This is a genomic window from Saccharothrix coeruleofusca (genome assembly GCF_014648515.1).
GTDB lineage: Bacteria > Actinomycetota > Actinomycetes > Mycobacteriales > Pseudonocardiaceae > Actinosynnema > Actinosynnema coeruleofuscum.
On the sequence record NZ_BMRG01000016.1, the window covers coordinates 31753 to 51943 of the forward strand.

Sequence of the window (20191 nt, forward strand, 5' to 3'; positions counted from 1 at the left end):
TCAACTCCTTCCGTACGAGAAGAAACCTCGGCCGCTCTTGCACCCGAGCTCGCCACGGGCCACTCGCTCGCGCAGCGCGGGGTGTGCGACGTACTCCGCGGTCGCGTAGTGGTGGTGCAACACGTCGAGGGTGTGGACGACCGTGTCGAGCCCGATCAGGTCGGCGGTGCGCAGCGGACCAGTGGTGTGCCCGAGGCAGCCGGTGAACAGCGCGTCGACCTGGTTGGGCGTGGCCACGCCCTCGGCCACGACCGCGGCGGCCAGGTTCACCGCGACCATCAGCACGCGGTTGATGACGAACCCGGCGGCGTCGTTGATCTCGACCCACGACTTGCCCATCAGCCGCAGCAGGTCGGTCACGGCGCGCATCGCCTCGTCCGAGCTGCGCTGCGCCCGGACCACTTCCACGGTCGCGATCTGCGAGACCGGGTTCATGAAGTGCACGCCGACCACCCGGCTGGGATCGGTCAGCGGCTCGGCCAGCACGGCGATCGGGATCGCCGATGTGTTCGCCGCGATCGGCACTCCCGGCCGTAGCACCCGATCCAGGTCCTTGTACAGCCGGGATTTCGCCACCTGCGACTCGGTGATGTTCTCCACCACCACGTCCACATCGGACAGCTCGTCGACGTTCGTGGTCGACTTCAGGTCCAGTGCCGCGGCGCGGCTCCCCTTGCCGGTCAGCAGCGAGAGCCGCTGCTGGCGGCGCACGCTGTCGGCAGCCGTGCGCAGAGCATCCGGATCGCTGTCCACCAGGACCACCGGCAACCCCGTGCTCTGCGCGACGGCGTGCGCGACGCTGGCGCCGATCACACCGGCACCGACGACGCCGACCGACCGGATCGGCGTCCGCCCGTCGTGGTCAGACATCGGTTTCCACTCCCTCCTCCTCGGTCAGCCACCGGTGGACGTGCTCGACCATCTCGCCGAAGCGGGCCGACGCGAACACCACCGACGACGGCACCTCCTTGCCGCTCAGCCGCCGGATTCCCGCGATCAGGTGCACTCCCATCAGCGAGTCCCCACCGAGGTGGAAGAAGTGGTCGTCGGGGTGCAGCTCGCGGAGCCCCAGCAACGCCCGCCACTGGGCCCCCAGGTGGTCGGCCAGCACCTCGGCGCCCGGCACCCGCCCGATCCACTCCTCAGCCGCTCCCGGTGGCGGCTGGGTCGACGTCGCGGGAGCCGCGGCCACCGCCTGCTCCGCCGGGTCGATCGCGGCGGGAGCGACGGCACCGGTCAGGCCCTGCGGGACGGAGGTCGGGCCGGGTGGGGGCGGTGCGTCGGGCAGGAAGCGCCGGGGTGCCGTGCGCGGCCGGGGCAGCCGGACGCGGGCGGGGCGCGGCTCGTGCAGCTTCGCCCAGTCCGCTTCCACGCCGTGCAGCCACAGCTGGCCCAGCGCCTCCATCAGGATCTGCTCGTCGGGCACCTGCTCGTAGGATTGCCGCACCGTCTTGACGCAGGCCACGTCCGGGTCCGCCTGCACCACCCACGGGCGGGTGGTGCCGGGGCCGATCTCCACCAGCACCCGCACGTGCTCCAGGGCCAGCCGGACGGCCGAGCGGAAGCGCACCCTGCTGGTCATGTGGTGACGCCAGTACTCCGGGGCCGGCACGCGGTCCAGCCACTGCCCCAGCACGCTGGACGCCAGCGGAATCCGCGGCGGTCCCAGCGGGACCTCCCGCAGGTCGTCGCCGAGGCGCTCGGCCGCGCCGTCCAGCTGCGGGGTGTGAAACGGGTGGGAGGTGCCCAGGTCGAGCACGGTCAGGCCCTCGCGCCGCAGCACCTGCTCGATCCTGGCCACGCCCTCGGGGCGGCCGGAGAGCACGCAGTGCATGGGCCCGTTGTCCGCGGCCACCCAGACGTCGTCGCCGACGAACCGCTCGACCTCGTCCACCGGGGCCAGCACGGCGAGCATCCGACCGGGCCCGGCGAGCGTGATCAGCTCCGCGCGACGGGCCACCGCCGCCATGGCATCCTCGACGCCGAGCACGCCGGACAGCACCGAGGCGACCCACTCCCCCAGGCTGTGCCCGACCAGCACAGCGGGTCGCACGCCCAGCTCCATCACGGTACTGGCCAGCGCGTGCTCGAAGCAGAACAGGCCGAGGTGCAGCTCTCGCAGCCGCTGGCCGGGGTCCACCGGCGCGTCCCGCTTGCGCAGCAACGCCCGCATGTCGATCCGGTCGGCGCCGGTGGTGGCGGGCGCGGGTTCGGTGAACTGCGCGCGGACCGTTCCCCCGGTCAGCCGGTCGGCGATGTCGAGCACCGCGTCCAGGTGCTTGGCGAACACCGGCATGTTCGCGGCCAGTCCCGCGCCCATGCCTCGGTAGTGGCTGCCGATCCCCGGCAGCAGGAACCCGACTCGCGGGGTGGCGCCGGTGGCCGTCGCCGTCTGCACGCGCAACCGCTCGGCCGCGAACGCCTCGCCCTCCCCCACGACGACGAAGCGGCGGTGGCGCAGCCTGCGCCTGCCCGTCTGGGTGGTGAACGCGATGTCACCGACCCGATCAGGCTGGTCCTCGACCGCCTGCCGCAGCGCCTCGGTGTCCTGCTCCAGCGTCTCCTGGCTGTGGCTGGACACCAGCAGCAGCCCGGAACGCCCCCCGCCCCCCGGCGCGGGTGGCGGCGCCGACTGGACGACCAGGTGGCAGTTGGTGCCACCGAGCCCGAAAGAACTGACGCCCGCCAGCCGCACGCCGTCCGGACGGGCGGCCCACTCCCGCTCGTCCGCGCTCGGCGTCAGCACGCCGGAGTGCCGGGCCAGGTCTGCGGGCAGCGCTTGGAAGTTCGGGGTGGGCACGAACCGCCCGTGGCGCAGGCACAGGATCACCTTGGCGAGCGCGGCCATGCCCGCCGCCTCCCGCAGGTGGCCCACGTTCGCCTTGACCGCGCCGATCCGGACCGGGTGTCCGGCGTCGGCGAACACCTCCGCCAGCGAGGCCCACTCGGCCGCGTCACCCAGCCGGGTGCCGCTGCCGTGCGCCTCGACGAAGTCGATCTCCTCCGGGGTGACGCCCGCGACGTCCAAGGCGGCGCGCACGACGTCCCGCTGGGCACGGGAGTTGACGCCTGCGAAGCCGGACTTGGCGCTGCCGTCGTTGTTCACCGCCGAGCCGCGGATGACCGCCAGGATCTCGTCGCCGTCGGCCGTCGCGTCCGCGAGCCGCTTGAGCACCACGGCACCGGCTCCGTCACCGGGCACGGTGCCGTTGGCCCCGGCGTCGAACGGCCTGCAGACGCCGTCCGGCGAACCGATCCCGCCGCTGGGTGCGGCGTAGCCGCGAGGCGCGGGCACGCGCACCGCGGCCGTCGCCGCGACTGCGACGTCGGAGGCGTACCCGAGCAGGTCCTGGCACGCCAGGTGCACCGCGACCAACGCCGACGAGCACGCCGACTGGACGTTGACGGCGGCGCCGGTCATGCCCAGCCGGTAGGAGATGCGGGTCGCCGCGTAGTCCCGCCCGTTGGCCACCTCCAGCGCCATCTCGTCGACGCCGGGACGCCCGGCCAGCGCGGTGCCCACCCAGCGCTCGTAGTCGTTGCGCCCGGCCCCCGCGTAGACGCTCACCGAGCGGCCCTGGCCGGGATCGACGTTGGCCATGGCCAGCGCTTCGTCCGTGAGCTGGAGCAGGATGCGCTGCTGGGGGTCGACCAGCAGGGCTTCGGCCTCGGACATGCCGAACCGCGTCGGGTCGAACCGCCCCGCGCCTGCCAGTGCGCCGTAGGCCGGGACGAACTCGCCCTCGACCCGGCCTCGCCGGGTGATCCAGCTGCGGCCCGCCACCAGGCCGTCCCAGTACTGGTCCAGGTCGTCGCAGCCGGGCAGGCGCACCGCCATGCCGACGATCGCGACGGCCAGCTCGTCGGAGCTCACCTGTCCCCCTCTCCACCGGAGGTGACCCCCGTGCGCCGCCTGCCCAGCTCGGTGCGGCGGCGCAGCAGCGCGGACCGCCGGTCCGGGCTGTGCTCCGGGCGGGCGTCAGCGGCGGTGGGGTCACCGTGCACCAGCTGCACCAGGCCGCGCGGAGTGGCCGCGGCGAGCACCTCGGCGAGGTCGATCTGGGCGCCGGTCGCGGACTCCACGGCTCCGCGCAGCAACATCAGCCGCAGCGAGTCGCCGCCGAGCGCGAAGAAGTCGTCGTCCATGCCCACCTCGTCGAGCCCGAGCACGCCTGCCACCAGTCCGGCCAGCCGCTGCTCGGCGGGCGTGGCCGGTGGCTCGAAGGGCACGCCGGTGTCCGGGCGGGTCCTGGCCGGGGCGTTGAGCTTGGCGCGGTCGACCTTCCCGCTGGGTTGCAACGGCAGCGCCGGGACGAACGCGATGTAGCTGGGCACCATGAACTCGGGCAGCCGCTGCCGCACGAACTCGCGCAGTTCACCCGCCGACGGCTCGCTGCCGCGCGGGACGACGTACGCGACCAGCAGAGCGCCCTGGTCCGGATCGGCGACGCCGGTCACCGCGGCGTTGGCCACGGCTGGGTGGGTGCGCAGCACGATCTCCACCTCGGCGGGCTCGACCCGCTGGCCGCGCACCTTCACCTGGGCGTCGGCGCGCCCCACGTACTCCAGCTGACCGTCGGCCCGGTGCCGGGCCAGGTCGCCCGTGCGGAACAGCACGGGCGGCCCGTCCGGGTCGACCGTGTTGGGCACGAAGCGCTCCGCGGTGAGATCCGGCCTGCCGAGGTAGCCGTCCGCGAGGCCGGGTCCGCCCGTGCGGATCTCGCCGACAGCCCCCGGCGGCACCAGGTGCCCCGCCGGGTCGCACAAGTACACGTGCATGTCCAGGGCTCGGCCCACCACCGTGCGCACGTCGCTGCCCACCGGTCCCTCGACCGGTCCCCGCCGGTGGCAGACGTAGTCCGCTTCGGTGAGCGTGTAGGTGTTGTGGACCTGGTAGCCGCACTCGCGGATGCGGGCCTCCAGGTCCGCCGCCAGTGGCTCGCCACCGACGAAGACGTGGCGCAGCGCCGAAGCGCTCCGGAACGCGGGCTGCTCGACCAGCAGCCGCAACATGGACGGCACGAAGCTGACGGTGGTGATGCCCTCCCGGTCGATCAGGTCCGCCAGGTAGCGGTCGTCCCGGTCGAGGCCGGGCTGGGCGATCACCGCCGTGCCACCGCTGGCCAGCGGCCACAGGAACTCCCGGAAGCTGATCGGCGACTTCAGCAGGTGCCGATCAGCCTGCCCCATGCCGTACATCCGCTGTTCCAGGTGTATCCGCGAGGTGTGCAGGCGGTGCGGGCGCACCACGCCCTTGGGCTCACCGGTCGTGCCGGAGGTGAAGATGACGTACGCGGTGCTGCCGTCGTGCGCGATCTCGTCGAGCGGCGGCACCGGACCGGTCGCCTCGGCGAGGATCCGCTCGACGGCGATCGCGTCCGGGCGGTCGGTGAGCGGGTGACCGGACGACGTGCGCAGCGTGGCATCGGGGGCGGTGAGCCGCAGCAGCGCCTCGGCTCGGGGTGCGGGCAGGGCGGGGTCGAGGTAGACGAAGCCCGCGCCTGCCTTGAGCACCCCGAGAATCGAGGTGAACAGCTCGAGGCTGCGCTCACCGGACAGCACGACCAGGCCGCCCGTGCCGGTCAGCGACGGCCGCACCCGGTGGGCGACCACCTCGGACAGCTCGTCCAGCTCGCGGTAGGTCAGCTCGGTGTCGCCGAACCGCAGCGCCGGGCGTTCCGGGCTGCGCGCCGCCTGCTCGCGGAACAACTGGTGCAACGTCGCTTTCGGGTAGTCCGGCTTGGGCGGGTTCCAGCTGCGGAGGAGGTCGCGTTCAGCCGCGGTGAGCAGCTCGCAGGACTGCACGGCGGCATCCGGCGTCTCGGCCGCGATCCCCAGCAGCAGGGCCAGGTGCTCGGCCATCCGCCGTGCGGTGGGTTCCGCGAGCGTGGCCTGGTCGTACCAGACGCGCAGCTCCGCTCCGCAGTGGGACACCGCCCACATCGTGCCGCCGAGGGCCGCGGGTACCGACTCGGACCGCTCGGGCAGCACCGCGATCCACGGTCGTGGATCATCTCCCGGTTCGCCCGGCCACGTCCGGGGCGGCTGCTGCGCCAGCGCGGCGAAAGTCGCGCCGGGCAGGCTCGGGTCGGTCTCGTACCGGACGGTCCTGCCGTCCTCGACGCCCCAGGTCTCCCACGAGGTGCCGTACCGGCTCTGGACCACCGCCATCAGGGCGACCAGCAGGCCGGTGCCGCTGCCGGGCGCGGCGGGCAGCTCGAACCCGGTGAGCCGGACCGGCTGGGCGCGGCGATCACGAGGCAGGTCGAGGGTCACCGCCCGCCTCCCGTCAGCGCGGGGGCGAGCCGGGCGGCCACCGAGCGCGCCGCGGCGATGCCGGTCGCGGCGCCGTAGGTGATCCCGATGATCTTGGACGACGAGTCGCCCACGAAGTACAGGCCCGGCACGGAGGACTCCATGTCACCGGACAGCTCGAGGTCCGGGAAGAGCCGCTCCACCACGGGTGCCGCCACAGTGGCGGTGCCGGGGACCAGACCGGGGTGCAGCGCGTTGAGCCGGTCCACCATCTCCAGCACGTCCCGGACCACCGACTCGGGCAGGCAGTCGCGCAGGTTCCCGTGCCGGTAGTCGATCAGGCTGGTGGAAGGCTCCCCGGCGGCAGCGGCGCCCCGCAGCTCGTCCACCGTGCACACCACGGGCCGCCCGCCGCCGTACTCGGCCACCCTGGTGGCGAACCGGCGGGCGTAGTCGGTGCCGTCCTCGCCCTCCGGGACGTCCACCGTGGTCAGGATGCCCATGTTGGAGCGGCTGGTCGGCTGGTTGAGGCAGTGCTGCCCGTCGAGCGCGACCGCGCCGAGGAACGAGTACTGCATCACCCGGCCGCCGCCGCACACGCAGAAGGTGCGGACCGCCTCGCCGCGGTCGTTGAGGAAAGACAGCTTCGGGTTGTGGCAGCTGTCCAGCAGCGGCGCCATGTCCTGCTGGGAGGTCTCCAGGCGCACCCCGACGTCCACCCGCCGGGCGGGCCGGTGCCGGACGCCGTTGGCCCGGATGACCTCCTGCACCCAGGGCAGGCCCAGCTTGCCGGTGGCGACCACCACGGCCGGTGCGTGCAGTTCGACCAACCCGTCCGCGCTCTGCGCCCGGACCAGGAAGGTCCCGTCCTCCTGGCGGAGCACCTCGGTCGCGCGGTGCCGCAACAGCACCTGGCTGCCCGCGTCCGCCAACTCGGCGCACAGGTTGGCGATGACGTCCAGCGCGACGTCCACCGTCACGCTCTGCGACTGCGCGGTGTCGACGTGCTCGAAAACGCCGCACTCGAGCTGCAGTTCGGAACCGTCCTGCTGGTGCGCGGCACCCGCCTCGGGCAGCCCCAGGGCGAACATGGTCCGGTAGACCTCGGCGATCAGGTCCTGAGCGCGGTCGAACGAGCCGAGCGCGCGTTCCAGGCCGCTGTAGGACCGCGTGGTGCCGTCCCCGGCCGCCTCGATCTTCGAGCGGGTCAGCGCGGCGATGTAGCCGAGGTTGGTGTCGAAGTGGAACGCAGCGCCGCCCAGCCCGGTCAGGCAGTCGCACCGCGGGCACTGGAGCCGGAACTTCTCCGCCTCCCGCACGGTCCGGCCCTTCAGACGCGCGACGACCCGCGGGCACAAGCTCTGCCCCATGTCCCCGCCCGCCTCCAGCACGGTGGCCCGAAGGCCCGCCCGCGCCGCGGTCAGCGCGGCGAACAACCCGGCAGGCCCCCCGCCGATCACCACGAGGTCGGTCGCGGGAGGCCCGGCCGCCGGGGCGGTGGCATCCGCGGAGGTGACCGGAGCCGTGGACCGGCTCCGTCCACTGCGGTCGCTGTTGACGTGCCGCTTGTCGTTCTCAGTCATCGAGGCTCCCCACCCAGGTCGGCCGGCTGCTGAGGTACCGGTCGGCGAAGGTTCGGTAGAACATGCCGGTGGTGTCCCGCCCCTCGGCGGTGATCCGCTCGATCAACCACTGGCACATCAGCGGTGTGAGGTCGCAGACGGCCGCCGCGCTCTGCCCGGTGGCGGCCGCGTAGTGCCTGATCCCGGTGGCCAGCGCGGCCGGGAACCAGTGGTCGCCGTTGAAGACCTGCTCGTAGAGCCAGTCGAAGCCGCGCTCGCGGTAGTCCGGGAACACCACCAGCGCGCACGTCACCAGCAGGTTCAGCACGTCCATGCCGGTCACGCCCACTGGGCGGTAGTCCTCGAAGTCCAGTATCCGCACGGCTGCGTGCTCCGGGTCGTAGCGGACGTTCCACGGGCCGAGGTCGCCGTGCGTCGGACCGAGCCGCGCCCGCCGCAGGGCGCGGTCGGCGTGCTCCACGCCGAACAAGGGCCTGCGGACGTACTGGGCCGCGGCCTGCTCGGGGCTCATGGCCGTGCCCGCCTCGTCCTGGGCCAGGTGCAGCGCGGCGACGGTGTCCACGACCGGGCGCAGCACCCGCCAGAACTCCTGCGGTCCGGACGCGAGGCCCGGCACCGCGGGCAGGTCCAGCCCGGCGAGGTGGGTCATGCAGAACCCGGCGCCGACGCGCTCCAGGGGTTGCGGGTGCGCCAGCGGGAAGCCGGGGGCCAGCCGGCGGAGCACATCGAACTCGAAGGCCAGCTTGGGGTCGTGCTCGGACAGCGGTACCTTGGCCACGCCGACCGGCACGCCGTGCACGTCCACCTGGATGAACATCCGGCGTCGGACTTTGCGGGCACCCGCCGGGATCCAGGTGTGCACGTTCACAGCCGCCTCGTCGGGTGCCAGGGCCCCGGTGCTGCGCAGGTGTGCGCGCAGCACGCGCCAGGCGATGTCCTCGACGTCGACGGCCTCCGGCGCCAGGGTGTCCACCGTGGGCGACGTAGTCCTGTTCACCGGTCACCTGCCGAGGCCAGCGCGACGGTGTCCACATCGGCGAGCAGTTCGGTCAGCGGCGGCCCGTCCAGCAACGGCACCAGCTCGTCCACCGCGGCCGCGCGCCGCTCCGGGTCCAGTGCGCGGTAGGCGGCCAGGCTGTCGTCCAGGTGGGAGCGCAGCCCCTGGTAGGCCTTCTCGTCCCCGGCCAGCAGGCGGGTCAGCCGGTCCAGCTCCCTGGTGCCGTCGAAGTCGTCCTCCGGCACCTGGAACTGCGGGCCCAGCCGCCGCATGCTCGCCGCGTGCCGGGCGACCGCGGTGCCCGCCAGCATGCGGCGGTTGACGATGTGGCCGTAGTGCTGTTCCGGCAGTAGCCACGGCATCCGCCGCACCAGGACGGCTTCGTGCAGCGAGGTGAGGCTCGGCGGCACGGCGTACAGCGGGGCGAACGCCATCTGCCGCAGGAACTCCTGGTGGGGCAGACAGGTGAAGTCGACCCTGGTGCGGCCCACCCGCACGGTCTCCGGCCTGCTGAACCCGCCGCAGCAGACGATCACGTGCTCGAGGTCCCCGGTGCTCCCGGCGAGGTCGAGCACCCAGCGCCGCAGCACGTCCAAGTAGGCGTTGTGCGAGTCGTAGTCGAGGTAGAAGTTCTTGAAGCCGCCCAGGTTCACCAACAGGTCCGCCGGGTCCTCCGGCGGTGCGGCGGCGAGCGCGGACCGCACGGCGGCGTTGTCGATGATCGGACCGGTCAGCTGGATGTGGTCGGCGCCCACCTCGGCCAGTTCGGCGATCCGCGCGGGCACGCCGGGGAAGTTCTGGGCGAACGACCTGTCCGCCAGCAGGTGCGCCACCAGGATCCGCTCGTGCGGGCTCAGCCCGTCGAACGCGGACCGGGCGGCGGCGGGGTCGCGGTCGCGCACCACCTCGGCCACCTCCGCCAGCTGGGCCGGGGTGCGGGACGTGGCCCAGAAGCCGAGCAGGCTGTCGAAGAACAGCACCGGGCGGCCTGCTCGGACGGCCCAGAACACCAGTTCGGCGTCCATCACGCTGATCACCAGGTCGGTCGTGGCGAGGTGCGGGGCGACCGACCGCTCGTCGGCGGTGTCGCCGGGCCGCACCTGGTTGAAGTGCCCCTGGTGGCGTCGGGCGAAGTCCAGTGAGACACCGGTGCCGACGAAGTCGAGGCGACCGGGGCCGAGCGCGGCCGCGACGGCGACCAGTTTGGACACAGGCCCGTAGCCGCATGGCTGGGCGCTGGACAAGATCCTCATGATCACCCTTCCACAAGCAACGTGGCGACCGCGGCCGCGATCGCGGTGCGGTCGAGGCCGTAGAACCCGAGCAGCTCCTCGTGCGCCGCCACCGGCGGGTGGCGGTGGTCGACCGCGAGCTGGACCAGCCGGACCGGGTGGTCGGCGACCGCGGCGGCCACCCTGGCTCCCAACCCGCCGAACCGGAGCGCCTCCGCCGCGGTGACGATCAGCGGCCAGCGCTGGGCCAGCGCGGCCACCTGCGCGTCGGGGAACGGCCGCAGGCACGTCACCACGCCCACGGCGACGTCCACCCCCCGGTCGGCGCACTCGTCCGCGGCCGCGAGCGCTTCGGCGGCACAGCGTCCGGTGGCCAGCACGAGCACGTCCCGGCCGTCGCGCAGCAGTCGGACCTCGCGCGGGTCGCCGACGGTGTCGGCGCTGAACACCTGCGGGTCCTGACGCGCGGTGAGCCGGACGTACGTCGGCGCGGCAGGCGGCAGGCAGTGCCGCAGCACCGCCGCCGCGTCGGCCGCGTCAGCCGGGCAGTAGATGTCCATCGACGGCAGCGCCGACATCAGGGCGACATCGTCGACGGTGTGGTGGGTCGGGCCGAGCGCGCCGTAGCTCAGCCCACCACCGACGCCCAGCAGCACGACGGGCAGGCGTGGGATCGAGACGTCCACCCGCAGCTGCTCGTAGGCACGCCGGACCAGGAACGGTGCCATGGCGCCGACCACCGGGCGCCAGCCGGTGCGGGCCAGTCCCGCGGCGATCCCGACCAGGTTCGCCTCGGCGATGCCGACTTCCACGAACCGGTCCGGCCGGGTCCGCAGCACCGGTGCGAACAGCGCGTGGCCGTCCGCGCCCAGCGTCATCACGTCCGCGCAGCGGCGAACCGACTCCTCGATCAGTGGCGCGCACGCCGCGCGCATCGTCGTCCCGCTCATGACAGGGACGCCTCCTGCCCGGCGAACAACTCGGCCAGCGCGGCGTCCAGCTGCTCCTCGGTGAGCTGCCCCATGTGCCAGGACGGCTGGCCCTCCATGAAGGACACGCCCTTGCCCTTGACCGTGTCGGCGATCAGCACCCCCGGTCCCCGGCGGTCGATCAGACCGGTGACGGCGGTGCGCACGGCAGCGGGGTCGTGCCCGTTCACAACGGACACCGCCCAGCCGAACGCGCGCCACTTGTCGGCCAGCGGCTCCAGGCCGAGCACCTGCTCGGTGCGCCCCTCCTGCTGCAGGCCGTTGCGGTCCACGACGGCCACCAGGTTGTCCAACTGGTGGTGCGCGGCGAACTGCGCGGCCTCCCAGTTGCTGCCCTCGTCGAGCTCACCGTCGCCGGTGACCACGAAGACCCGCTGGTCGCGGCCCGCGCGGCGCAGACCCAGCGCCATCCCGCAGCCGATCGACAGCCCGTGGCCGAGGGCGCCGGTGGCGGCCTCTACCCCGGGGATGCCGTCCGAGGGGTGGCCCGGCAGACCGTCCAGGCAGTCGTCCAGCACACCCAGCTCGGCGAGCACGGCGTACAAGCCGTACGCTCCGTGCCCCTTGCTGAGCACCAGGCGGTCACGCCCGGACCACCACGGGTCGTCCGGACGCCTCCGCAGCACCGTCGTGTACAGCACGGCGAGCAGGTCGATGACCGACAGCGCCGATCCGACGTGCAGCGGTTTGCGGGCGGCCAGTCGCAGCACGCGCGCCCTGGCACTCGCCGCGAACGACGCCACATCGGCGTCGACGTGATCTGCGGATTCATTGTCCACGGCCGGGGACACCGGGCACTCCCTTCGCCATCGGCGGGCGGATGTGGTCATTCTGGAATCGCCGGAACGAGACCGACAAGTATGTACTTCGAAGTACGTGGCACGTACCTGCAAGTACCTCGGTGCCCTTTCCGGCGAATGACACTAAGCTCGGCCTGGCCAACCACAGCCCGGACCGAAAACCATGTGGGGACGGAATCATGGCGCGAAACACCACCCACGCCATCATCGGCTGCGGCCGCGTCGCACCGAATCACCTGGACGCTTTCTCAGTGATTCCGGGGGTAACTGTTAAATGGGCGTGCGACCGCACCCCGGAACACGCCGCCGAACTGGCGGGAGTCGGTGGAGCCGTCAAGGTGACCGACGATTACCGCGAAGTGCTGGCCGACGACTCGGTGGACAGCGTGTCCATCACCGTCGACCACGCCCAGCACGCCGAACTGGCCGCGGCCGCGCTGCGGGCGGGCAAGCACGTGCTGGTGGAGAAGCCGCTGGCGATGACCGCGGCGGAGGGTCAGGAGCTGGTCGCGCTCGCCGAGAGCGCAGGCCTGGTGCTGTCCGTGGTCTCCCAGCACCGGTACGACCCGCTGGTCGTGGCCGCTCGCCGGTGGCTGCGCGACGGGCTGCTCGGCAGGCTGGTGTCGGTGAACACCGTGCTGCAGTGCGGCCGCACCCCGGCCTACTACCAGGACAGCTACTGGCGGGGCAGCTGGGCGGGCGAGGGCGGCTCCGCGCTGGTCAACCAGGGCTACCACGGCTTGGACGTGACGCGCTGGTTGTGCGACGGGCTGGACGTCGTCAGCGCCGCGGCGGGCACGACGTGCCTGCGGGAGGCGATGGAGACCGAGGACACCTTCGCCGCACTGCTGCGCAGTCCCTCGGGCGCGCTGGTGACCTTCTCCGTGACGGTCGCGAGCGTGGTGGCGTGGCGCAGCCGGATCACCCTCGTCGGCACCGGGGGCACGGTCGTGTTCGACCTCGACCACCCCGGCACGCTGCACTTCGCCGAGGGCGGCGAGCAGCTGCTGCGCGAGGTCGAGCTCCAGCGGGCCCGCGCCGTGCGGGAGGAGCCGTCCGGGATCGATTACTACGGCATCTCCCACCGCGCCCAGGCAGTCGACTTCTGCGAGTCGATCCGCACCGGGAAGCCGATGGCCGCCAGCGGCCGGGCCGGTCTGGAGACCCTGCTGCTGCTGGACGAGCTGTACCGGGTGGGCGCGGGGCAGGCGCGGCCTGCGGCCGTGGCCGTGGGCTGAGGGGGCGCGGTGGCCGAACTGGTAGCGGCCGCGGGCGTGCCGCACACCCCGGTCTTCCCGGCGCTGGCCCGCGGCGACAGCGAGCAAGGCCGCGACATCGCCGCGCGCTACGCAGCGGTGTCCGGGGTGCTCGCCGAAGCCGACGCCGACGTGGTCCTGGTGCTGACGTGCGACCACATCAACACGTTCTTCCTCGACGCGTGGCCCACCTTCGCGGTGGTGGCCGCCGACAGCGTGACCGGTCCCAGCGATGAGGTGCCGGGGGTGGAGCGGACCGAGCTGGCCGCGGCAGGCGCGGTCGGCAAGCACCTGCACGAGCGGTTGCTGCGCCAGCAGTTCGACCCGGTGCTGTCGCAGCACTGCACCGTGGACCACTCCATCTCGGTGCCGCTGCACTTCCTCAACCCCGCGGGCCTGCCGGTGGTGCCGGTGTTCGTCAACGGGATGGTCGGGCCGCTGCCGTCCGCCGCCCGCTGCCGGGCGTTCGGCGACGCCATCCGCAACGCCGTCGCCGACCTGCCGCCGATGCGGGTCGCGGTGGTGGCCAGCGGCAGCTTCTCCCTCGAGGTGGGCGGCCCGCGGATGGACCGGGGAAAGCTCTACGGCATCCCGGATCCCGGCTGGGCCGCGCGGGTGTCCGAGCACCTGGCGGCGGGCAGGCTGGACCAGCTGGCCGACGAGGCCACCACCGCGCAGATCGAGCGGGCGGGCAGCGTCTCCGGCGAGCTCCTGCCCTGGATCGCGATGGCCGAGGCCGCCCGCGACCTGCCGCTGTCCGTCCTGGACCACCGCCCCGGAGAGGGCCACGCGTTCGCCGCCTGGAGCTGATCGATGTCCGTCTACGAGATCAACCGGATCTGCTACCTCGTCGCGCACGACGATGAATTCCGCGGTCGCCTGCGCACCGACCCGCGGCGGCAGCTCGACGAGTTCGCGCTGACGGAGCCGGAACGCGCGGCGCTGCTCGCCGGTGACGTCCGCGCGCTCTACGACCGCGGCGCGCACCCGGTCCTGCTGGTCCGGCTCGGCACGCACCGCGTGCTCGGCCTCACACCCGAGCTGTATGCCGAGCGAATCCGCACAGCGCGTCCCGGAAATGGCGAACAGAAGTGATGGCGGAAAACGTCTACGACCACATAATCGTCGGCGCCGGGGCGCTGGGCAGCGCCACCGCGTACTGGCTGAGCCGGACCACCGGTGGCCGTGTCCTGGTCTGCGAGCAGTTCTCCCCCGGCCACCCCCGGGGCTCCTCCGACGACCACTCCCGGATAATCCGGCACGCCTACCACTCCCCGATCTACACCGCGTTGACGCCTGCCGCCTACCAGACGTGGGAGGAGGTCGAGCAGGACAGCGGCCGGACGCTCCTGGTCCGCACCGGCGGCCTCGACTTCGCCGTCGAGGGCACACCCGGTTTCACCGTGTTGCGGAGCTACCAGGACGCCTTGGACGCGGGCGGCATCCCGTACGACGTGCTGGACGCCGCCGCGGTGCGCGCCCAGTGGCCGCAGTGGAACATCGACGACGGCACAACCGCGTTGTACCAACGCGACGGAGGGTTCATCGACATCCGGCGCGCCACCCGCACGCACCTCGACCTGGCCGTCGACCGGGGTGTCACCGTCATGAGCGAGTGCGTCGTGCGGGACGTCGAGGCGACCGACACCGGGGTCGACATCCGCACCAGCAAGGGGGATTTCAGCGCCGGGTCGCTGGTGCTGTGCGCGGGCAGCTGGTTGTCCGGGGTGCTCGACCGCCTCGGCAGCCCATTCACCATCACCCTGTCGCAGGAGCAGGTCCAGTACTTCGCCGCAGACGACCTCGACCAGTTCGCCCCGACGAGGTTCCCGATCTGGATCTGGCACGGTGACGAGGAGTTCTACGGCATCCCGGTCTACGGCGAGCGGGCGGTGAAAGCCGCACGGGACATGGCCGGGAAGTTCGTCACGGTCGATACCCGCGGCTACGAACCGGACCCGGCGGAGACCGCGCTGGTGCGGGCGTTCCTCCGGGAGCGGCTGCCCGCCTGCGACGGGCGGGCTGTGCTGGCCAAGACGTGCGTCTACGACCTGTCCCGCGACCGGGACCTGATCGTCGACGCGATGCCGGGTCATCCGCGGGTGTTCGTGGCCGTGGGGGCGGGCCACGCGGGCAAGTTCGCGAGCCTGATCGGTCGGGTGCTCACCGACCTCGTGCTGGACGGCCGCACCCGCTACCCGGTCGAGGCCTTCCGGGCCGACCGGCCGTCGCTGGCGCCGACCGCGCCGGTCCGGTTCCACCTGGGCGCGCAGGCCGCCGGGGGCGCAGCTAGTGGAACGACAGGTTCCTGAACGGCGAGCGGGGTGGACTTCACCACCGGACGGCAAGATCCTGTAAACGGCCGTCCGTTGATGGTGAGAAGAACCAGGCTCCATTCCTGTCTGCCGGGAGGCTTCTGTGTCCTCTGTGCGATTCTCCAGCAAGGAATTCGCCAGCAAGCAGTTGTCCAGCGCACAACACCGATCCACCGTTCCACGCGGATGCGGCGACACCGGCTGGAACGCCTCGGCCGCGGGCCGCGCCACCTGGCGCGGTCACGAGGGGTGAGCGCCGTGCGGGGTTCCCGGAGGCCTGCGGCGCCCGCCCTCGCGAGGATCGCCGGACAGCCGATGACGCAGGTGCTCGACACGCTGTCCAGGCGGTGGTCGGTGCTGGTGGTCAACGCCGTCTCGGCCGGGTACTGCCGGTTCAACGAGCTGCACCGCCACCTGGAGGGGATCAACCACAAGGTGCTCATCGAGACGCTCTACCGGCTCCAGCGCGACGGCTACCTGACCGGGCCGCTGACCGCACCCCCGCGCCGGGGCAACCGGACCGACGCCGTGCCGTACGAGCTGACCAGCCTCGGCCGCAACTTCCGCGACCTGGTGCACGCCCTCGACGAGTGGAGCGAGCGCCACGAGGAGCACCTGACCCGTGCCCGTGAGGACTTCGACCGGCTGCGGGCGACGGCCTGAGCAGCGCTGTGACCGGACTTCGAGGAGAGGTGGAGATCCCGTGACGATGCCTGCCGACCGGCCCGACCGCGTGATCTGGCGCAACGGCGAGTTCATCCCGTGGAACGAGGCGGTCGTGCACGTCAATGCCGTTGGCCACGCCTCGGTGTCCGCGGCCTTCGAAGGCGTGCACTCCTACTGGAGCCCGCAGCGCGGTCAGCTGCTGGGATTCCGGTTCCGCGATCACATGCAGCGGATGCTCGACTCGCTGCGGCTGAGCTGGCTGGCGCCGCCGTTCGACGCCGACGAGCTCGTCGCCGCCGCGGTGGAGCTGCTGCGGCGGGTGAGCGAGCCCGGCCGCGACGTCTACGTCCGGCCGTGGGGATTCGCCGCGGGGCTGCACCGCGAGCAGATGGTGCCCGCGGGCACACCGGCCGAGATCGTGATCGACAGCTGGGACTTCGAGAGCAAGCTGGGCCGGGGGCGCACCTGCACGCTCGCGGTCAGCTCGTGGCCGCGGTTCAACACCAACGCATCCCCGGCCACGATGAAGGTGTTCGCGAATTACCACAACGGCAGGCTCGGCACCATAGACGCCCGCCGACGTGGTGCGGATTGGCCGATCTTCACCAACGGCAACGGCGAGGTGACCGAGAGCTCGGGGGCCTGCATCGCGGTGATCAAGGACGGCGTGGTGGCCACCCCGGACCTGTCCAGCGGCGTGCTCGACAGCATCACCAGGCGCACCGTGCTGCAACTGGCCGAGGAAGCGGGCATCCCCACGCAGACGCGCCGGATCGACCGCACGGAGCTGTACCTCGCCGACGAGATCTTCCTGGTCGGAACGGCCGCGGAGATCCTGCCCGCGGTCGAGGTGGACGGTTTCCCGATCGGCACCGGCCAGGCCGGACCGGTGACCCGGCAGCTGGAGGCGGCCTACCACGACGTGGTTCGCGGCGTGGTCGACTCGCACGAGGAGTGGTTGGTCCCGGTGGAGCGCGCGCGCGTCGCCGGGTGACCCGATCTCCGCGATCCGCGCAGCGGGCGGTCGTCCGCTGCGCGGATCGAATGCGGGTACCGATCCCGCCGTCGCGCAGTGAGCGCGATCAGGCGACCGGGTGGTGTCGGGTTGTCCGGCAGGCGGCCGGGCTGAGGCGGCCGGGCTGAGGCAGCAGGCGCTGGAGTGGCCGCGGGAGTGGCTGCGGCGGGTGTCGCACCAGCCCTCGACGCAGCGCGGTGGCGAAGAACAACCCCGCGATGGCGTTGTGGTTCCACACCGGCCCTCACGGCCACCGGACAGCCGCACATCCGGCTCGTCGGCGAGGACCGCGGGTAGGGCGGTGCGGCAGAAGCGCCGGAGCGGGAATCACCCTTGGCGTGATGCCCTCGTCGACGCCTCGCGCGCGTCCAGGGGCGCGAACGAGGCGTTCATCGCTCCTGGACGCGCGCGAACACCGTGAGGGGGCATCCACGCGGAGACCGATTCCGCTGGTCCCAGGTGGTGGGTCGGCGGGGATCAAGCCCCTACTTGTTCCCCGCTCTGCTGAGAACGCCACCGCACCCGTGGGGTGTTCGGCCTGGAGACGTAACCGAACTCCATCGCGTTGATCACCATCTCGACCTTGGTGGCGGCGTTCAGCTTCTCCCGGATCCGGCGGGCGTACGTACCGACCGTGGCCTCGGACAACCCCATTCGGCGGGCGACCTGCCGGTAGGTCAGCCCGTCCCCGATGTGCCGCATGGTCTCGATCTCGCGGCGGCTGAGCGAAGCACGCAGGCCGGGGGGCGTGTAGCGGGGCTCGCGGCCTGCCCTGACCTCCGCGGCGAGCTGGCGCATGGCGGTGATGAGCTGCGAGATCTCCGCGTCGTGCTCGACCACTCGGTGGACGCCCGCGTCGGCTGCGAGCGCGCGTGTCGCGGGATTGTCCGAGGAGGCCAGCAGCACTACCCTGCTGACGTCGGTCAACGCGCGGACCTTCGCCGCGCACGGCGGCTCACCCAGTGAGTCGATCCCGACGACGGTCAGGTCGGCGGGCTCGGCAGCGGTCAGCGAGTCCAATGACTCGACCGACTCGACCACCCGGAACCGGTCCTCCGTGGTCGCGGCCCAGACCGCACCGGCTCGCGCCAACGGGTGTCGTACGACGAAGGCCACGGTACACCATCGGTGATCCCCGTCCTGCGGTCCGGATGCGAGCGGACTGATCGGCTTCGTCACCGGTGAACCTCCTCTGCGGTGCCGAGGGTGGGTACACCGCAGCAGTCTTCACACGCGCGTTCCCTATCCGATCCCGATCCGTGCCCGCCGCGCGCGACCAACCCGCGCACTCCGCGCCCGGTGTTGTCAAGTCATGATTCGTGCGACTTCCCCGGTCCCGGCAGGCGCGGTGCACTGCTCCTGTGGCTCAGCGCGAGCAACAGCCCGTGGACTCGCGCCGGGTGCGCCCGGCACTTGGCGTCGAGTTCAACGGTGTCTCCGCCCGCTGCCGCGAAACCCACGTCAACGATGGGGTACACGAGTCAGGAGTGGTGATGCTTCCCAACGCAGAGCAGCGGGCGGGCAACGTGTTGACCGCGCACCGGTTCCACTCGCCCGCCCGGGCCGACGCCGCAGGCGGAACCGACCGGAACTAGGGCGAGATCGGGATCACCGGCGGCGAGCCGCACACGGCGCGCGAACGGTGCACCACCCCGGCGGTGGGTCCGGTTCGCGCGAACCGGTGCACGCCGGAGCACCCGGCACCAGACCGCGACGCGGCCGGTCCGGTCGCGGCCGCCCTCTCGTCCGCCCCGGTGATCGAACGGCCCAACCACGTGACACGACCAGGGCGACTCGTGCCGCAGCGCTGCGGGCGACCGAGCGTCGTTGCGCGGAGGCCCGGCGATCAGCGCCGGACGCCACCGGCGAAGCACCCGTTGCGACCACGTCCACCAGCTCTGATGGGAACGAATGCGTTGTTGCAGGAAGATCGGCGAGCTCTCCGCCTGTTCGTCGCGCTCGTCGGCGGTTACTCAGTCTCCGCGTACGGCACCTACCTCAACCTGGTCGCGTTGAGCCTGTTCACGTGGCACCTCACCGGCAGCGCGTTCACCACCGGTGTGATCATGGCGCTGCGGCTGACCTGCGGATTCCTCGGCGGACTGGTCGCAGGCCGAATCGCGGTGGCCGGTCGGACCGCCATGATCGGATCGGACATCGCCCAGGCCGCGGCCATGGTGGCCCTGGTGATCTGGCCGAGCCTGGCCGTCCTGTGCGCGGTGGCGGTGGTCATGGGCGTCGGCAACACGTTCTTCGCGGTCGCCCTGCGCAGCAGCGTCCCGCGGATGGTCGGCCAGCACCAGCGCACGAAGGCCAACGGTTACCTGGTCACGGGGCGTTCGATCGGCACGGTGCTCGGTTTCGTCTCCGCCGGAGTCCTGATACCCGCAGCCGGGTACGACGCGGCCTTCCTGGTGAACGCCGCGTCATTCGTCGTCTGCGCCGCGACTCTGGCCGCGCTTCCGCTGGGCACCACGACACCTGAACCGTCGCGGCCGAGCGCCCCGATCGGCACGTTGAAGCTGCTGCGGACGCTTCCCGCCTGCTTCCTGGGCATGTTCGCGGTCCGCGGCGCCGACGCGCTGGGATCGGCGTCCCACAACGTCGCGCTGCCGATCTTCACCCCCGCACCGGCGTTCATGAGCCAGTTCTGGACGGCGTGGGCGATAGGCGCGTTCTCGGCGCACCACGTCGTGTCCAGGTGGGTCGAGCGACGTGGCAGCCCTCCTGGCGAGCGGGCCTTCGCGATCGGCACGTGCGTGATGTCCTTGGCGTTCTTCACCGCTTTCACCGGCCTGCCCGCGGTCGGGCTCGTCGTGGTGGTGTTCGCGGCGGGCCTGGCGGACGGACTCACCGAGATCAGCTACGTGTCCAGGCTGCAGACGTTGCCGGAGGAGCTCCGCGGCCGGGCCTTCGGCGTGTCCGCCAGCGTCGAGGCGGGCGGCTTCGCGATCGGCATGCTCATCGCCGCCGGTCTGCTGGAGGCGCTTCCTCCTCCGGCGGTCGTCGGTCTGCTCCACGGCGCCGCGCTAGTCACGGCTGGAACTCTCCTGCTGATATCGACCACTCTGAGGAGAACATGA

16 protein-coding genes are annotated in these 20191 nt (G+C 72.2%); 7 read left to right on the forward strand and 9 right to left on the reverse strand.

Features of this window, described 5'->3' with window-relative positions:
- The 8 genes from IEZ00_RS28415 to IEZ00_RS28450 are packed head-to-tail and all read right to left on the reverse strand — an operon-like array spanning window position 1 to window position 11847.
- The gene (locus IEZ00_RS28415) at window positions 1-870 is read right to left on the reverse strand and encodes a 3-hydroxyacyl-CoA dehydrogenase family protein (protein ID WP_189226427.1); all 870 of its coding nucleotides are present in this window, start codon (window positions 868-870) and stop codon (window positions 1-3) included.
- Window positions 863-3874, reverse strand: a complete 3012-nt coding sequence (locus IEZ00_RS28420) for a type I polyketide synthase (RefSeq protein WP_189226428.1) — start codon at window positions 3872-3874, stop codon at window positions 863-865. The genes IEZ00_RS28415 and IEZ00_RS28420 overlap by 8 nt, the downstream gene beginning before the upstream one ends.
- A complete protein-coding gene (locus tag IEZ00_RS28425) occupies window positions 3871-6276 on the reverse strand; it encodes an amino acid adenylation domain-containing protein (protein WP_189226429.1) in 2406 nt (801 codons plus the stop codon). The genes IEZ00_RS28420 and IEZ00_RS28425 overlap by 4 nt, the downstream gene beginning before the upstream one ends.
- Complete coding sequence (locus IEZ00_RS28430) at window positions 6273-7838, reverse strand: FAD-dependent oxidoreductase (RefSeq protein ID WP_189226430.1); 1566 nt, start codon at window positions 7836-7838, stop codon at window positions 6273-6275. The genes IEZ00_RS28425 and IEZ00_RS28430 overlap by 4 nt, the downstream gene beginning before the upstream one ends.
- On the reverse strand, window positions 7831-8835 hold the full coding sequence (locus tag IEZ00_RS28435; RefSeq protein WP_189226431.1) for a phosphotransferase family protein: 1005 nt from the start codon (window positions 8833-8835) through the stop codon (window positions 7831-7833). The genes IEZ00_RS28430 and IEZ00_RS28435 overlap by 8 nt, the downstream gene beginning before the upstream one ends.
- Complete coding sequence (locus IEZ00_RS28440) at window positions 8832-10088, reverse strand: hypothetical protein (RefSeq protein ID WP_189226432.1); 1257 nt, start codon at window positions 10086-10088, stop codon at window positions 8832-8834. Before IEZ00_RS28440 ends, IEZ00_RS28435 begins: the two co-directional genes overlap by 4 nt.
- Before the next feature lie 2 nt (window positions 10089-10090).
- Window positions 10091-11017 carry a transketolase family protein gene (locus IEZ00_RS28445; RefSeq protein ID WP_189226433.1) on the reverse strand — a complete coding sequence of 309 codons (927 nt, stop codon included), beginning with the start codon at window positions 11015-11017 and terminating at the stop codon, window positions 10091-10093.
- Window positions 11014-11847, reverse strand: a complete 834-nt coding sequence (locus IEZ00_RS28450) for a transketolase (protein ID WP_209618233.1) — start codon at window positions 11845-11847, stop codon at window positions 11014-11016. The genes IEZ00_RS28445 and IEZ00_RS28450 overlap by 4 nt, the downstream gene beginning before the upstream one ends.
- Window positions 11848-12035: 188 nt before the next feature.
- On the opposite strand from IEZ00_RS28450, the gene IEZ00_RS28455 reads away from it, so the two are divergent.
- From IEZ00_RS28455 to IEZ00_RS28480, 6 genes are all read left to right on the forward strand, one after another.
- The gene (locus tag IEZ00_RS28455; RefSeq protein ID WP_189226435.1) at window positions 12036-13094 is read left to right on the forward strand and encodes a Gfo/Idh/MocA family protein; all 1059 of its coding nucleotides are present in this window, start codon (window positions 12036-12038) and stop codon (window positions 13092-13094) included.
- 9 nt (window positions 13095-13103) lie between these two features.
- Complete coding sequence (locus IEZ00_RS28460) at window positions 13104-13922, forward strand: DODA-type extradiol aromatic ring-opening family dioxygenase (protein WP_189226436.1); 819 nt, start codon at window positions 13104-13106, stop codon at window positions 13920-13922.
- A gap of 3 nt (window positions 13923-13925) precedes the next feature.
- On the forward strand, window positions 13926-14207 hold the full coding sequence (locus IEZ00_RS28465; protein WP_189226437.1) for a hypothetical protein: 282 nt from the start codon (window positions 13926-13928) through the stop codon (window positions 14205-14207).
- Window positions 14207-15424, forward strand: a complete 1218-nt coding sequence (gene solA, locus IEZ00_RS28470; protein WP_189226438.1) for an N-methyl-L-tryptophan oxidase — start codon at window positions 14207-14209, stop codon at window positions 15422-15424. Before IEZ00_RS28465 ends, solA begins: the two co-directional genes overlap by 1 nt.
- A 318-nt stretch (window positions 15425-15742) precedes the next feature.
- Entirely contained in the window at window positions 15743-16090 is a 348-nt protein-coding gene (locus tag IEZ00_RS28475; RefSeq protein ID WP_189226439.1) for a winged helix-turn-helix transcriptional regulator, read from the forward strand.
- Between the two features lie 46 nt (window positions 16091-16136).
- The gene (locus tag IEZ00_RS28480; protein WP_229796185.1) at window positions 16137-17087 is read left to right on the forward strand and encodes an aminotransferase class IV; all 951 of its coding nucleotides are present in this window, start codon (window positions 16137-16139) and stop codon (window positions 17085-17087) included.
- 498 nt (window positions 17088-17585) lie between these two features.
- Here the strand turns inward: IEZ00_RS28480 and IEZ00_RS28485 are convergent, their stop codons facing one another.
- Window positions 17586-18224 (reverse strand): response regulator transcription factor, encoded by a 639-nt coding sequence (locus IEZ00_RS28485; protein ID WP_189226441.1) that lies wholly within the window; start codon window positions 18222-18224, stop codon window positions 17586-17588.
- Window positions 18225-19009: 785 nt separating this feature from the next.
- Here IEZ00_RS28485 and IEZ00_RS28490 point away from each other — a divergent pair.
- Window positions 19010-20191: an MFS transporter gene (locus IEZ00_RS28490; RefSeq protein WP_189226442.1), complete on the forward strand. Its 1182-nt coding sequence runs from the start codon at window positions 19010-19012 to the stop codon at window positions 20189-20191.